The sequence below is a fragment of the Chryseobacterium binzhouense genome (assembly GCF_007474545.1).
Taxonomy (GTDB): domain Bacteria; phylum Bacteroidota; class Bacteroidia; order Flavobacteriales; family Weeksellaceae; genus Chryseobacterium; species Chryseobacterium binzhouense.
Genome location: NZ_VKOG01000002.1, coordinates 393,392 through 409,231 on the forward strand (window position 1 = coordinate 393,392; position 15,840 = coordinate 409,231).

Sequence of the window (15,840 nt, forward strand, 5' to 3'; positions counted from 1 at the left end):
AAATACGCTTTTCGGCTTAAAAACCTTTTCTAATATTATAAAAAAATCTGCTCCACTCAGAAACAGACTTTTCTTATTTGATATCATTACTTTGGATCTATTATTGTAGTGACCGTAATTGTGAGAACCGTAAAAAAATTAATGGCAAAAATTAAATAATATTCTTTTTTCTTTCTCAATGAATTGATCAAACTAAAGAAAAACAGAAAAATTAACAATAATAACGAAGGTATTGTAAACATTTCTCCCAGAATACGGATAATCTGGTGATTTAGAGATAAGTAAAAGAATAACTGCAGACTTACTAAAAAAATCATGCAGATAATACTTAATATTAGAATTGCTTTACTCATCAGAATCTACAATTATTTTCTTTCTAGCGCCTTAACTTTCATTTGCAGCGTTATTTCGTTTTTAATCACTCCATTTTCAACCGGTGACTGAAATTTAACTCCAAATTCTTCTCTCATGATATCTTTTGGCTCTGTAGCAATACTTACTTCATTTCCTTTTACAGCCACATTTGCTTTAAACTGCACAGGCTTTGTAATTCCCTTTATCGTAAGATTTCCATCAAGAACTGTGTTATAATCACCTTCAGCAGTCGGACTCACTTTAGTAATTTCATAGGAAGAGGTTGGAAATTTATCAACTTCAAAAAAATCTGCGCTTTTGAGATGACCGTTCAGCTTTTCAAGATCATCTTTTTTGTCTTTCAAATCTTCTGAGGTTAATGAAGACATATCAGCAACAAAATTTCCGCTTTCCAGTTTTCCATCTTTCACGGTAACTACTCCGCTTTCAAATTTTATGGTTCCAAAGTGGCTTGAACTTTCTGTTTTAAAAACTTTATATCCCTTCCATTCTATATTACTGTTTAAAGTATCTACTACAAACCTGGCACCCTCTTTAGTGGTGGAAACTTCATTAGAATCACTTGTAACAGGTTTTTCTTTAGAACATGAAACAATGATAATTGACAGAAAAAATGCAGTAACAGCAAAAGATAAGATATTTTTTTTCATATTTAAAAGTTTATTATTGTCAGATTTCATAAAAACTGATTGATTCTCAATTTAAATCTATATAAGTTTGCTGTTGCTAAATTACTAAAAATATGCCAGCTTAACCTAAAAACCTTATTTTTGCAATATGCTACTTGAGATAAAGAACCTTCATTTTTCCTATTCAAAAGATCAAAAACTTTTTGAAAACCTCAACCTTCAGTTTGAAAAAGGTAAAATTATTGCATTAGCCGGAGAAAGCGGATGTGGGAAATCCACCTTATTGAGTCTCATTTATGGATTACATGATTGGGAAAAAGGTGATATTGTTTTTGAAGGAAGAAAATTATTGGGTCCTAAAGGAAATCTTGTCCCGGGAGAATCTGAAATGAAGTTTGTAGCGCAGAGTTTCGATCTCATGCCTTATGCTACTGTAGCTGACAATGTTGGAAAATTTATTTCAAATATTAATCTGACCCGGAAAAAAGAAAAAATTGAAGAACTGCTTGATGTTGTAGGATTAACTGAATTTGCCAAAGTTTTACCTAAAAATCTGAGCGGAGGACAACAGCAGAGAGTTGCCATTGCAAGAGCACTTTCTGTTTTGCCCAAGTTACTCTTACTTGACGAACCATTCAGCAATCTTGATTTTGCCAGAAAAATTGAGCTTAGGGAGAAACTTTTCAGATATGTGAGAGAAAATAATATCAGCCTTATTATTTCTACGCATGAACTTCAGGATATTATTGCATGGACTGACGAAATTGTTATTCTTAAAAATGGTGACTTAATTCAAAACAATAATGCAGCAGCAACTTATCAAAATCCAAAAAATGAATATGTTGCAAAACTTTTTGGAGAAGTAAACCTGTTTTCACCCAATGAAATGGAAGAACTGGAAGTCGACAGTTTTTTTTATTATCCGCACCAGATCAAAATCTCAGAAAATGGAAGTATTGCCGAAGTTCTCGAAAGCAGGTTTGCAGGAAACCATTACTGGAATAAAATCAGATACAAAAATAAAAAGCTTTTGATGTTTACTGATAAACAGATTGAAGGTACAGTAAAAATCATTTTCATCTAACTTTCACCTCAAATTCAGCCAGCACAGGAGACAATAGCTATTTGATATATAATAGCCTTGTGTTTATGCTTTCTTCACAAATTCTGATTTTAAAGCCATTGCTCCAAACCCATCAATCTTACAGTCGATATTGTGATCAGATCCCGGTCTCAAACGTATATTCTTCACCTTAGTTCCTGCTTTTACGGGTTTCGGAGCCCCTTTTACAGGTAAATCTTTTACTACAACCACAGAATCTCCGTTTTGTAGTTCATTTCCGTTAACATCAAAAATTTTATCTTCATCTGCTGCTTCAGAAGGATTCCACTCATGAAAGCACTGGGAACAAACCATCATTCCGTCTTGTTCATACGTATATTCTGACTGACATTTAGGACAAATGATAGTATCGCTCATAATGATTTTTAATGCTATTTAAGGTTAATGAATAAAAAAATCCTGTAATATCTTACAGGATTGCGATCCGGACGGGACTTGTTCTTATTTGAAAAACTCCCTATCCATAAGCTTTATGTCGTTCTCTTATTTTTAGGTCACCGAATAGGTCACTTTAATAAACAAAAATAGAGTGCGTCGTTTTTACTGGTGCAAAGATATGTTTTTTTTTATTTTTCACAAATAAATGTAGATCTTTTTTCTATCTCTTCCATAATCCACAGATTTTCAAATAACAAATATACCCTGCCCTAATCATTTTTCGCTTTTGATATAAATCCCCAAACCAAAAATCATTAATGAACTATCATCCTTTTTATCTTTGGTAAGTTTAGATGGTAAAATTGTATAATTTACAAAAAATAATTACCTACTACTATTAAGACGGTCAACCTTAGCACTTGGCAACCAACTGTTTCGTCTGGCTATTAAAATTTGTACACTAGGACTGTTCAATATCCACATTAATTTACTATGCGATAAAGGTTATTGTTTTTCAAGAAAAATATCCTAACAGCACATATCCTGAGATTAAATTCCGTTTCAAATTATCTAATCTTTATTTATAGTGTTTGCTATAAATGCACAGCAGTCATAAAAATAATTAGACATAGCGAAATAAAAAGTTAGATTAATCTAACTTTTTATTATATTTGAAAAAAAAACGTGAGCAAGAGATATATACCTATTATTATAATTTTCTATCTTCTTTTTCTGATCGTACAAGCTTGTGATAAACTTCAGCCTGAAGCGATAGATGAGAGTGAATTACTTGATGGCTCCATTGTGGGGTTATCATATGCTGAAAACCAACAATTTTTGCGAGGGGATATCGCCTTTAACGATGAAACCTTCACGGTCGGGAAAGGTCTTGGTCCAACCTTCGTGGCAACAAGTTGTGGAAGCTGTCATGCTGGTGATGGAAAAGGGACTCCCTTTACTACTCTTATACGTTTTGGACAGACTGACGAAACAGGAAATTTATTTTTGCTTTTAGGTGGTCCTCAATTGCAAAATAGGGCGATACCAGGTTATACTCCGGAAGCAATTCCTCCCGGAGCAACATTTTCTAAATTTACTCCGCCTGCCAATACCGGATTAGGTTTTATTGAATTGGTTTCTGATATGGATATTTTGGCAATGGCTGACCCTTTTGATACAAATAATGATGGCATCTCAGGAGTCCCCAATTATATTGATCTTCCGGCATATCAAGCACCATTCTTCTTTGCTGTAACAAAAGGAGGGAAGTATATCGGAAGATTTGGTAAAAAGGCATCCACATACAGTTTACTACAACAAACCGTTAATGCTTACAATCAAGATATGGGCATTACTTCAACTTTTAATCCTCACGATGTTTATTCAGGAATGAATGTTGATCCCGAAGTTTCTGATAAGACCATCGCAGATGTTGTATTTTATCTTCGTACATTGAAAACACCTATTCAGCGAGACGCAGAAAATAGTATCATTAAACAAGGTCAGACTATATTTTCTCAGATAAGTTGTAATAAATGTCATGTCCCGGAACTGAAAACTTCATCCTCCTCAATTTCACCATTATCCAATAAAAAGTTTTATCCGTACACAGACTTATTACTTCATGATATGGGTGCTTCTTTGGATGACAACTATACGGAAGGCACTGCGAAAACTTATGAATGGCGTACGCCTGCACTGTGGGGGTTAGGTTTATCTCCAAAATCACAAGGCGGTCAATACTTCTTAATGCATGATGGCAGGGCAAAAAGTATAGAAGAAGCAATACAGCTTCACGGGGGAGAGGCTGCAACCAGCAGAACCAATTACACTCAATTACCAGTCCAAGAAAAAGAAGCTATTATTAAATTTTTGAAATCCTTATAATTATGGACAGACTTGAATTTCTCAAAAAATGCAGTTTGGTCTGTTTAGGCTTTACTGCAATTCCTCCCATTCTTTCAGGGTGTATAAGCAATAAAATGATTTCAGGAGCGATTAAAGACGATTATATCATATTGCCTTTGGAGGATTTTATGGATACAAAATATCCTGACAAAAAATTATCCTATGTAATTATTCAAAATGAATCTCTCAAATATCCCATTTGTGTATTTCGTTTTTCGGAAACTGAGTATGAAGCATTATGGATGCAATGTACCCATCAGGGTAGCCAGTTACAAGTATTTGGAGATAAGCTACAGTGTCCTGCACATGGTAGTGAATTTTCCAACCAAGGTTTAGTACAAAACGGTCCTGCTGATCAGACCTTAAGAAAATTTCCAGTATACATAGAATCGGATTTTTTGAAAATTTCTTTAAAAAAACCGGTATGAAAAAAATTATCTATCTAATTATAATTTTAATTTTTCAGGAAGCCACAGCACAGATAGATTCTGAATTACTAAAAAGAATACCTGTAGACAGTTCTCGCTCTTTGAACATGGATGCCGTTTACAAGCGTCCCTTCTTAGGATTAGGGAAAGTGCCTGTCTCTATTGGTGGCTATGCGGAAGCCAATTGGCAGCATATCAGCACTGATGGTATATCTGATGGACATCAATTTCAATTACGTAGGATGACACTTTTTGTATCTTCTACAATTTCCTCAAAAATTAAATTTCTGAGTGAAATAGAATTAGAAGAAGGAGGTAAAGAGATTAATATTGAATTTGCTGCCATTGATGTAGAGTTTAATCCCTTGCTTAATTTGAGAGGAGGAATTATTATGAATCCAATTGGTGCTTTCAACCAAAATCATGACGGTCCGAAATGGGAGTTTACCGATCGTCCTATATCTGCTACAGAAATGTTGCCTGCTACATTCAGTAATGCTGGTTTCGGATTTTATGGAAAAATGTATAAAGCCGAGTGGATGTTCGGATACGAGGTATATCTATCAGGAAATTTTGATAATTCAATTATTGACAATAATCAAAACAAAACGTACTTACCTGCTGCCAAAAGTAATCCTGAACGTTTTGAAGAAATTAACAGCGGTGTTCCTCTTTTAACAGCAAAAATTGCCACAAGACATGAAAAAGCAGGAGAATTTGGAGTCTCTTATATGGGAGGAATCTATAATAAATTTCAGGATGAAGGTCTTCAGGTTGACGATAAAAGAAGGGTTCGGGTATTTGCATTGGATTATAATAATACACTTCCAAACCTTGGAACTTTAATTACTGCAGAATGGGCTTGGGTTAAAGTAGATGTCCCGGAAACTTATACACAACAATATGGAGACAGGCAGCATGGAGGATTTATAGACATTGTTCAGCCAATAATTAAAAGAAAAATTTTGGATTGGGAAAGAGCAACCGTTAATCTTGCATGCCGTTTAGAGTATGTAGATTGGAACGTAGGTCATTTCAGAGAAGACAACAGCAAAATTGGAGAAGATTTATGGAGTATTATGCCTGCAATCAGTTTTAGACCCAATGCACAAACTGTTTTTAGACTTAATTATAGATTTCAGAAACAGAAAGACATTTTTGCGAACCCTGCGGCAAAAACTGTAGGCTTCAGCTTTGGTATTTCAACGTATTTCTAATAATTTGCCTCCGCAGATCTTAGGATTGAGCAAAAAGTCATTCTTGAGTTAATACTCCGTGGATATTCTTTATGTTTTTGTTAAGGGACAAAAAGCAAGAAAGACTGTTTCGTAGGATTACTGGAATTAGCGAATTCAATCTAGATTTTATACATAACGACTCAATTAAATATTAATATTTGAAAATGCTCACTTATGAAGAAAGATTAAAATACGGTACATTATATTATTAAAAATATACTGAATTCCAGTATTGAAATTCAGTATTTATAAGAACTATGCTATTTACTTCTTATTCTCATCATGATGTTCTTTCTCATCGTGATGTTCTTTTTCTTGATGATGCTCGGCCTCATCGTGATGCTCCGGCTCATCTGCATGTTCAGGACCCTCGTGATGTTCCTTGTGCGGATGATGTTCTTTGTGTTCGTGATGTTCTGGATGGTCGTGTGTCTCTTTTTTTTGATCTTCGCTGTTCATAACATTTTAATTTAAAGGTGAATATTAATTTATATATGTTGTTATTTGTGAAAGGCAAATAAGATGCCAAAACAAAGCTATAATCTACTGATTTTAAATACTTTCCATTGTTTTAAACAATATTGCTTCAAACATCTAAATAATTTTAAATGTCCTTTAAAAACGTGATATGTTAAAACATTACTCTAAAAAAATATTATTTCTATCTGTCCATAGTTAACTATTGATCGTTTTAGGAAGTAGATTGATTAGTTTTTACTTTGATGATATTTAAAATGATGGTCTTTGACAGGATGAAAATATTTCTTAAATCCATATGTTATAAGAGATAGTATCAGGATACTAAAAACTATCAAATAGAATATATCTTCTGACGCAAGCCGATGCTTTCCCCTCCTGATTATTCGTCTCCTAAATCGTCTTTTAAATCCCATAATTTCTCATTTAAAAAAATAGCTGGTAATTCAAACCCAAACTTTTCTGCTGATAACTCTTCTGGAAATAAGGAGAAATCATAGATAATGTTTTTTCATTCTTACTTTTAAATAAAGTTTTGATCTTTGGATATAACCAATATGCTATCTCAGTAGAAAAAATTCCGATACCAGCACCAGACAGGACATCTGTAACCCAATGCTTATTATTGATGATTCTGTACACACTAGTAAAAATGGCAAACGGATATCCTGACAGACTGATCCAATAATTGCTGTCCCTATATTCTCTGAACATAAACTGTGCAGTTGAAAATGCGATCGCTGCATGACCTGAGGGAAATGACATATAATTTGATTGATCAGGCCGCTCCCTGCCGATCAATGATTTTGAAGGAATAACTATTGCCAATAAGATAGCTTGTGATGTTGCTAAAATGATCGTTCGATCTTTTAAGTTATGTTTCCCTCGAACACCCGCTATGTTTAAACCATAAACGAGCGCAGCTGGTACAAATAAGGTATAGTTGTCTAATTTTGAATTGTTTAATGTATGATCGTTTACCTCCCTTCTCACATCATAATCAAACTTTTTGATTTCAGGAATTGTAAAACCAATTGCACCTGCCGAAATCAAGCTAACCGGAACAATAAGTTTTTTATAATCCAAAGTATCATCTCTTATTATTAAAGAATCTTGTTGAGCAGTTTTTTGCAATGACAAACTATCCTGAGCATAAATACTTAGAGAGAATTTCAGTAAAAGGATTAGTATTGAGTTTTTTTTTACATAAGTCCACATAAAAATTATATTTCTGATTTTTATTGTTCGGATCTAACATTAATAGTATTCAATTTTATATCGTAAAATTGGATGTAACTTCCCTGTTCCCATCTTTTATGGGAACTCAATCTTAATAATATGAGTGGAGGCAAATTTTCCTTAGAATTGTAATATCCTAAGGAAACAGGATACTAGAATTTGCTCTATTTTTATCTGTGATAATCTCTTTTAAAATTTCATTCTTTGAATCCTGACTGCATTGAGTATTGCAATCAAAGCAACTCCCACATCAGCAAATACAGCTTCCCACATCGTAGCCAGTCCACCAGCTCCAAGTACGAGCACGATGGCTTTTACAACAAAGGCAAGAATGATATTCTGCCAGACGATCCTTTTGGTCTTCTTTCCAATATTGATCGCCATAGGTATTTTTGATGGTTTATCATCCTGGATCACAACATCGGCAGTTTCGATGGTCGCATCGCTGCCAAGTCCACCCATTGCTATTCCAACATCACTTAATGCTACTACAGGCGCATCATTTACACCATCACCAACAAAAGCCACACTTTCATTTCTTGCTTTGATTTCTTTGACCTTGTTGACCTTATCTTCCGGAAGCAGGTCTCCAAAAGCATTGTCAATACCGATCTGCTCAGCCACATATTTTACTACAGTTGTCTTGTCACCACTTAGCATAGTCGCTTTTACATTCAAGCTATGAAGTTTTTCAACTGCTTGCTTTGCATCGTCCTTGATTCGGTCGGCAATCGTAATGAATCCTGCAAATTTTCCATCATATGCGATAGCTATCACCGTATATACGATTTTGGATGGGTCTACATCATAACCGATCTTAAATTTATCCAATAGTTTAAAATTACCCACCAGGATTTCCTTCCCATTAGCTCTCGCTTTAAGCCCATGCCCTGCAATTTCTTCAGTATCCTCTAAATTGATCGAATTGTTGATCTCTCCTACAAACTCGTGAACAGCAGTAGCCACAGGATGGGTACTTTTACTTTCAACAACATTGACCAATTGGAGAATCTCATCTTTGTCAAATCCTTCTTTAATGGTAACGTCCTGAACTTTGAAAACACCTTCTGTCATAGTTCCGGTCTTATCCATTACCACATTCTGAATCTCAGCGATCTTATCCAAAAAGTTGCTTCCTTTAAATAATATACCATTGCGGCTCGCTGCTCCGATACCTCCAAAATAGCCAAGCGGGATAGAGATCACCAATGCACACGGACAAGATATAACTAAGAAAATCAATGCTCTGTACAACCAATCTCTGAAAACATAATCATCAACAAAGAAATAAGGTACTAAGCAGATCAAAACAGCTAATGCAACCACAATTGGGGTGTAAATTCTTGCAAATTTTCTGATAAAAAGTTCAGTCGGAGCTTTTTGAGCTGTTGCATTTTGTACCAGTTCAAGGATCTTACTGAGTTTGCTATCCTCATAAGCTGTATTAACCTTAATCAAAGCTACGCTGTTCATATTGATCATTCCGGCTAAAACTGTTTCACCTTTATTTTTAGAATCAGGTTTGCTCTCTCCTGTTAACGCTGCGGTATTGAAAGACGCAGAATCGGAGATCAGTTCTCCGTCCAATGCCAGTTTTTCTCCTGATTTTAACTGAATCGTATCCCCGATTTTGGCTTCGGCAGCTTTGATTTTTTTAGGCTGATTATTTTCAATAATCGTTACCTCATCAGGACGTTGATCTAAAAGAGCCTTAATATTGGTTTTAGCTCTCGACACAGCCAGAGTCTGAAAAACCTCTCCTACTGCATAGAACAACATAACCGCTACTCCTTCAGGAAATTCTCCGATAATGAAAGCCCCTATCGTTGCAATGCTCATAAGGAAAAATTCTGAAAACACATCACCTTGTTTGATACTTTCAAATGCCTCTTTTAAAACCGGTAGGCCTACCGGTAGATAAGCAACACCGTACCAGACAATACGTACCCAGTCTTTAAACCATTCAGGCTTAATGTAATTGTCCAATGCAATGCCTGCTAATAACAATACCAAAGAAATAATCGCAGGCAAGAACATCTGAAACGCTGTTTTATCAGTTTCTGCATGATCATGTCCATCATCATCTGTATGTTGATGATCTTCCGTTTTCTTCTTTGGAGCGCAGCATCCGTCTTCTTCAACTAATTTTTTGGCTCCAGCATCTTTATAGATTTTGCCTTCCTGTGGAGTACAGCAGAGCTGCTTTCCATTTTCGTCGTAGATGTGTTTATGTTCCATAATAATATTATTTTTATGATTTTTAGGTTACTTTATATATATATCCTGGTCTGATTGTCTTCCGGTTTTTAGAATTTTTTTATACCAGCCAAATTTGTTAATACTTAAGATGAACAAGGTAAGAACAGTTGCTAAAAAAGATAACAAAAACATGTTCAGTGCAAGGGCAGATCCTATTGCCGATGCAGCCCATAAAGCAGTGGATGTTGTAAGCCCCTGCATGCTTTTGGAACTATCTTTAAATGCCAGTCCAGCTCCGATAAATCCTAAACCGGCAGGTATCGCCGCCAACATTCTCGCTATTGCAGATTTATCATCTGTAAGATGCGAGGCAACTGCCACAAATAAGCAAGAAGCCATACAGAGAACGCCAAAAGTGCGAACCCCTGCATCTTTATGGGCAGTTTCTCTTTCGAAACCTATTATCGCGCCAAAAAACAGTGCTAATAATAATTTTCCGGCAAGTAAAAGTTCAAATTTTAGATCCATTTTATATCACTTTATCTAGTTGTGGTTATATTTCCCTTTTTAATCCGCTTCTGTTTTAATCCTTCATTCTTGAAAAGATAGTAGGCCGACTGATAATTTGCTATCGCTTTTTTTACATACTGTTCAGACAGCATCTCTGGATTTTGTTTATTTTTCTCCTTGTCATACAAATACGTCTCTGTTTTTTGCTGTGGACCTAGAATAACCAATTTGTTGTTTTCCATATATCCAAGTTTCTGATAGGTACTTACAAATATTCTTGGAATATAGCTTTCGCCTAAAACATTTTTACCATAAAGATTACTCTGATATGTCCAACCTAAAAGTGCGAAAAGTGTTGGATACAAATCGATCTGAGAGCACATTTTTTCAATTCTGAATGGTTCGTTGTCGTTCAGGTTGACAATCATTGCAGGGATATGGTATTTTGCGACATCGATATCGTTCTTGCCCGCACTGCTGGCACAATGATCTGCAACAATTATAACAATGGTATTTTTGTACCAGGATTTATTCTTTATCTTTTTAAAAAACTGACCGATCGCATAATCTGTGTATTTCACGGCGCCTTCCCTTCCCGATCCCGAGGGAATATCAATCTTTCCTTCAGGATATGTATAAGGACGATGATTGGAAGTGTTCATTACAAAATCGTAAAAAGGTTTCCCCGCTGCAAATTTTTGATCTGCTTGCTTTATCACCTGATCATAAAGATTTTCATCACTAATACCCCAGGCATTTTCAAAAGTGACCTCATTGTCTTCTATTGGTATTCTTGGAGACTGATAATCTTCCCCTACAAAAGAATTTCTTTTCCTGTCAACAATTGTGTATCCATTATTACCGAAATAATTATTCATATTATCAAAATATCCATCACCACCATATAAGAATGAAGTATCATATCCCTTTTGACCGAAGATAGATCCTACAGTGGTCAGATTATCGTTGTCTTTCCTACGAACAATACTATTCCCCGGTGTAGGCGGAACGGCAAGTGAAAGTGCCTCCATTCCTCGCACGGTTCTTGTTCCGGTAGCATACATATTGGTAAATAAAATGCTTCGATTCGCCAATGAGTCCAACGTAGGTGTCAGATTCTGATTGTTGCCAAATGTTTTCATAAAGTCTGCACTGAAACTTTCCAATGTGATCATAATAACATTGGGCTTCTCAGAGGAGTCATCTCCCTTAATGTTACGTACAATTGAGAAATCTTTTGATACATAATGTGAGTCAGTTTCCTGCAGATCAGTTCTCACAATATTAAACGCCTCTCTATTATCGATGAGTGTGTAGAAGTGCTCATAATTGATCTCGTTATTTTTATAAGCTGAAAAAAAAGAATAGATTCCTGATTTTGACAACTCATTCCTATACCTGTTCTCACTGCTCTCTGCTAAACTGTTGTCAATAAAAAATGTGTAGAAGACTGAAATAAAAAGCAATCCTAAAAAAATAGTGAATCGCTGTATAAAAGGTGTACTGCCTTCAAAATTATCTGTGAAATAATGCCTCTTATAGAAAAGTAAAAATACCAAAGAGGTCATTAGTAACATGGCTGTAATGAGCAATGGCAAAGGATATGATTCATTAATATTATTGATTACTTCATAGGTATAAACCAAATAATCAACTGCAATAAAATTAAACCGACTTTCAAATTCCTGCCAGAATGTTACTTCAGCAAAAAATGAAAACAACAATATAAGCACAGCTACAGTAAAACAAAAAAAAGTCATAGCTCTATTGAAAAGCGAATTATTATATTTCTGGGGAAACAAAAGCAGATATAGGCTGTATGGTAGCACAAAAAATACCCCTACACCAATATCAAACAAAAATCCCATAGCAAATACTTTCAACAATGAAATAAAACTAAGATCAGCTTTTTGAATGCTGGCCACAGAAAGCCCTATCCTAAGAAAAAAGGACAAGATCATGTATAATAAGAAAAAATTAGTGAGCAGGCTATAAGTGCTTCTCTTAATTTTAATTAGTCTCATAAACAAGTTTTATAAGTGATTAAAACATTATTATCCTTTGAAATCAATTTTATGTGATAGAGAACTAACCATTAGATTTTATTTATTATCAATCTATTTTTACCGTTCATCTATAAGTGTATTACACTTTCATCATAGCCTTCATATTCGATTTGAAAAGTGGTGTGGGTTATTTTAAAATCTGTTGTCACTTTGTCTGTTAATATTTTCAGGATTTCGTTGCGATTTTTATTTTCATCTGCAATCACATGAGCACTCATGGCATTAACGCCTGACGTAAGAGACCAAACATGAAGATCGTGGAGTCCCTTGATTTCCGGGAGTTCTTCCAGTGATGCTCTAAGCTTGCTGATATCTACATCTTTCGGTGTACCTTCCAATAAGACATTAACCGCTTCCATAAGCAACTTTAAGGTTCTGGGAATGATTAATAGACCTATTGCCGCAGAAATGATCGGATCTGCGTAATACCATTGTGTTGTCAGCATTATCACACCTGCGATCATTACTCCTACGGATGTCAGCATATCCGACAAGACCTCAAAATAAGCACCTTTCATATTAAGACTTTCATTGGAGTCCTTTCTTATGATAAGGATACCGATGATATTGACCACAAAACCAATTCCTGCAACGATCATCATGGAGCCACTTTGCACTTCAGGAGGATTTTTAAATCTTTGAAATGCCTCATATAAAACAAATAATGAGATACCCAATAGCACAACAGCATTAATCACAGCAGCCAAAATCTCTGTGCGATAGTACCCAAATGTTTTTTCAGGACTAGCCTTTCTCTCACCAATTTTGATTGCAATAAATGCTAGGAGTAAACCGACAACATCTGTTAGCATGTGAGCAGCATCCGCAAGCAATGCAAGACTTTTTGTTGCAATTCCTCCAATGACTTCAGCAATAAGATAAGTACCACTTAGTGCTAGGACGATGAGTAAATTTTTCTTATGTCTGCTTGATGCAGATCCAGTCTGTTTATTTGTGTCGCTCATAATTTTATGTATTTACTAGATTGACTCTACATTTCGAAGTAAGTATTATTTTCTTTTTTAACAGGAATATCATTTTCTTTGATCATCTGTAAAATATTGATTTCTATAGTTTGTGCAATAGATGTCATTGGCGTATCCACAGGAGTATTCTCGAAAGGATCCTGCATGATGATTGCTGTTTTCTCAATGGCTATAAATAGCAGAGGAATAGTGATCGTTGTAATAATTTCCAAGGTGAGCTGGGAATCTTCCAATCCGAAAGGGAGTATAAAAGCAAAAACATATATAAGAGTATGCAGTAAAATACTATAGGCACGTGGAAATACCGTATTTTTCAATCTTTCACATTTTCCCATATTGTCACACAGCCTCATGAGAACTTCGTTAAGCTGAACCTCCTTGAAATCTGATACCAATCCTTTTTCGGCTATTTGTCTTAAGTGATAAGAATGTTCATCCAAAATTGCATTGGGTATATTAACAGCGTTAATCTGATGCATATTCAAATACTCCCCTACTTTACCGGAAAAAGGCTGTTTTCTTAATGCTTCGCCTAACGCATAGACCCATACGATTTGTCTTTCTGCAAATATTTTAACGTCCGCACTATCCTGAGGAATGAACTGAATAATTAATCGGATAAGAGACCTGGAATCATTAACAATAGCACCCCAAACGGTTCTTGCTTCCCACCATCTCTCGTATGACTGCGCCGTCCTAAATGCAAGTAGCAGTGATACAGCAGTTCCTAAAATTGCGGGAATGCTTAATGGAATTGATATTTTTTTGAAAATAGGATGCAGATCCAACAAACCTATACCTACAGCAAGTATAACAATCAGTAATATTTGGCTTTTAATTTGATCAATAAAATACCAGATTGAAATTTTCTTGTTTAGTAACATAACTTTTGTTTATAGATTTGATATAACATTATGATACGTAGTTCACGATTTAATTCGATTCGTAGCATAATGTTATTTTTTATTACAGCTGAAACTTTTATATAAAGGCTTTCGTAATAATAAATCTAATCTTCATGCCCTCCTGAATTAGATAATTTAGCATTGACGAAGAATGCACCTTTTACCACAATGTTTGTATCAGGTGCAATTTTGGTCACTGGAGTGATTGCAGTATAACCTAGATCTGAAGAACCTTTAACAATTTCTATTTTCTCAAAATTCAATGTTTTTCCTTGATTCTTGGTATGCGCTGCCTCTTTTGTACCTTCCTCTTTCTCACCCCCTTCTTCCTCTTCAGCATGTTCTTCAGGCTTTTTAGAAGTCTGTATGAAAACATAGAATTTACCGTCAGCTTCCACGATTGCTTCATCAGGAACGGCAGCGGTGCTTGAGTTTCCAAGGCTTACCATTCCGGTAACATTCATCCCATCGATCAACCCCACTTTATTTCCTGTAACACTCGCATGTACAGAGATCGTTTTACTCTCATTTTCGAATGACGACCCGATACTAAATACGGTAGCGTTATACAAAGTTTCCGGATTATTGGTCAGCTTAAACTGTACAGTTTGTCCAACTTTCATTTTAGGTAGATCCTTTTCAAAAACCTGAAGATCTAAATGGATAGAACTATTATCAATAATATCAAGAACTGGTGATGCCACATCAACATAACTTCCAATCTGCGCATTGATACTGCTTACGGTTCCACTGATCGGTGAAGTTATAACCAACCCAGATCGTAGATTACCATTGCTTACTTTACCCGGGCTGATCCCCATAAGCTGGAGCTGTCTCTGTAGTGATGATCTTTGGGTTCTTAAACTTTTTAATTCAGCATCAGAGCTTTGCAGATTCTTTTTTGCTCCGGCATCATTATCAAATAGTTCACGTTGCCTTCTATATTCCTGTTCAGCAAACGCGATCCTGCTGTTCACTGTAAGATATTGCTCCTGAAGCTGAATATACTCGGGATTATTGATTGATGCAATTACCTGCCCTTTCCTCACATGATCTCCTATCTGTACATTTAATGTCTTAATCACCCCACCATACAGAGAGGTAACGGTAGCTTTTCTATTGTTGGGAACACTCAATACACCATTGGCTTTAACAAGTGAGGTCAGATCTTTCATCTCAATTTTACCTAAGGAGATTCCGACTGCTTTCATTTGTTCTTCTGTTAATGCCGCGATCGTTTGCGGTGCCTCTTCATGAGCCTCCTCTACCTGTTCGGTTTTTGCTTTTACTTCCGTTTCCTCAGAGGCTTCTTTTTTTCCACAGCTTAAGACTAAAAAAGAAATTAACAGCGTAGATACTATATTATATTTAATTTTCAT

The 15,840-nt window shown here is 35.4% G+C and carries 14 protein-coding genes; 4 read left to right on the forward strand and 10 right to left on the reverse strand.

The window, feature by feature from the left end:
• Positions 1-365: 365 nt before the first annotated feature.
• Positions 366-1,025 carry a YceI family protein gene (locus FNE73_RS07590; RefSeq protein WP_143884133.1) on the reverse strand — a complete coding sequence of 220 codons (660 nt, stop codon included), beginning with the start codon at positions 1,023-1,025 and terminating at the stop codon, positions 366-368.
• Between the two features lie 127 nt (positions 1,026-1,152).
• Between FNE73_RS07590 and FNE73_RS07595 the strand changes: the two genes are divergently transcribed.
• On the forward strand, positions 1,153-2,088 hold the full coding sequence (locus tag FNE73_RS07595; protein WP_143884134.1) for a sulfate/molybdate ABC transporter ATP-binding protein: 936 nt from the start codon (positions 1,153-1,155) through the stop codon (positions 2,086-2,088).
• 63 nt (positions 2,089-2,151) lie between these two features.
• On the opposite strand, the gene FNE73_RS07600 is transcribed toward FNE73_RS07595, so the two are convergent.
• Positions 2,152-2,484, reverse strand: coding sequence for a zinc ribbon domain-containing protein YjdM (locus FNE73_RS07600; RefSeq protein WP_143884135.1), 333 nt, complete (start codon positions 2,482-2,484; stop codon positions 2,152-2,154).
• Between the two features lie 858 nt (positions 2,485-3,342).
• Here FNE73_RS07600 and FNE73_RS07605 point away from each other — a divergent pair.
• From FNE73_RS07605 to FNE73_RS07615, 3 genes are read left to right on the forward strand one after another with little or no spacing between them, the layout of a single operon-like run.
• The gene (locus FNE73_RS07605; protein WP_233788903.1) at positions 3,343-4,392 is read left to right on the forward strand and encodes a di-heme oxidoredictase family protein; all 1,050 of its coding nucleotides are present in this window, start codon (positions 3,343-3,345) and stop codon (positions 4,390-4,392) included.
• 2 nt (positions 4,393-4,394) lie between these two features.
• Complete coding sequence (locus tag FNE73_RS07610; protein WP_051879933.1) at positions 4,395-4,841, forward strand: QcrA and Rieske domain-containing protein; 447 nt, start codon at positions 4,395-4,397, stop codon at positions 4,839-4,841.
• Positions 4,838-6,058, forward strand: coding sequence for a hypothetical protein (locus tag FNE73_RS07615; protein WP_034975904.1), 1,221 nt, complete (start codon positions 4,838-4,840; stop codon positions 6,056-6,058). Before FNE73_RS07610 ends, FNE73_RS07615 begins: the two co-directional genes overlap by 4 nt.
• 285 nt (positions 6,059-6,343) lie before the next feature.
• Here the strand turns inward: FNE73_RS07615 and FNE73_RS07620 are convergent, their stop codons facing one another.
• The 8 genes from FNE73_RS07620 to FNE73_RS07655 form a co-directional block, all read right to left on the reverse strand.
• Entirely contained in the window at positions 6,344-6,538 is a 195-nt protein-coding gene (locus FNE73_RS07620) for a hypothetical protein (RefSeq protein WP_034975906.1), read from the reverse strand.
• A gap of 444 nt (positions 6,539-6,982) precedes the next feature.
• Complete coding sequence (locus tag FNE73_RS07625) at positions 6,983-7,774, reverse strand: phosphatase PAP2 family protein (protein ID WP_034975909.1); 792 nt, start codon at positions 7,772-7,774, stop codon at positions 6,983-6,985.
• A gap of 210 nt (positions 7,775-7,984) precedes the next feature.
• Positions 7,985-10,033 (reverse strand): heavy metal translocating P-type ATPase, encoded by a 2,049-nt coding sequence (locus FNE73_RS07630; protein ID WP_040995614.1) that lies wholly within the window; start codon positions 10,031-10,033, stop codon positions 7,985-7,987.
• Positions 10,034-10,060: 27 nt separating this feature from the next.
• Positions 10,061-10,522 (reverse strand): MgtC/SapB family protein, encoded by a 462-nt coding sequence (locus FNE73_RS07635; RefSeq protein ID WP_034975913.1) that lies wholly within the window; start codon positions 10,520-10,522, stop codon positions 10,061-10,063.
• 11 nt (positions 10,523-10,533) lie between these two features.
• On the reverse strand, positions 10,534-12,372 hold the full coding sequence (locus FNE73_RS07640; RefSeq protein ID WP_228429951.1) for an LTA synthase family protein: 1,839 nt from the start codon (positions 12,370-12,372) through the stop codon (positions 10,534-10,536).
• Between the two features lie 266 nt (positions 12,373-12,638).
• On the reverse strand, positions 12,639-13,535 hold the full coding sequence (locus FNE73_RS07645; RefSeq protein WP_072410598.1) for a cation diffusion facilitator family transporter: 897 nt from the start codon (positions 13,533-13,535) through the stop codon (positions 12,639-12,641).
• A 26-nt stretch (positions 13,536-13,561) separates the two neighbouring features.
• Entirely contained in the window at positions 13,562-14,440 is an 879-nt protein-coding gene (locus FNE73_RS07650; RefSeq protein ID WP_028123473.1) for a bestrophin family protein, read from the reverse strand.
• Positions 14,441-14,565: 125 nt separating this feature from the next.
• Entirely contained in the window at positions 14,566-15,840 is a 1,275-nt protein-coding gene (locus tag FNE73_RS07655) for an efflux RND transporter periplasmic adaptor subunit (protein ID WP_028123472.1), read from the reverse strand.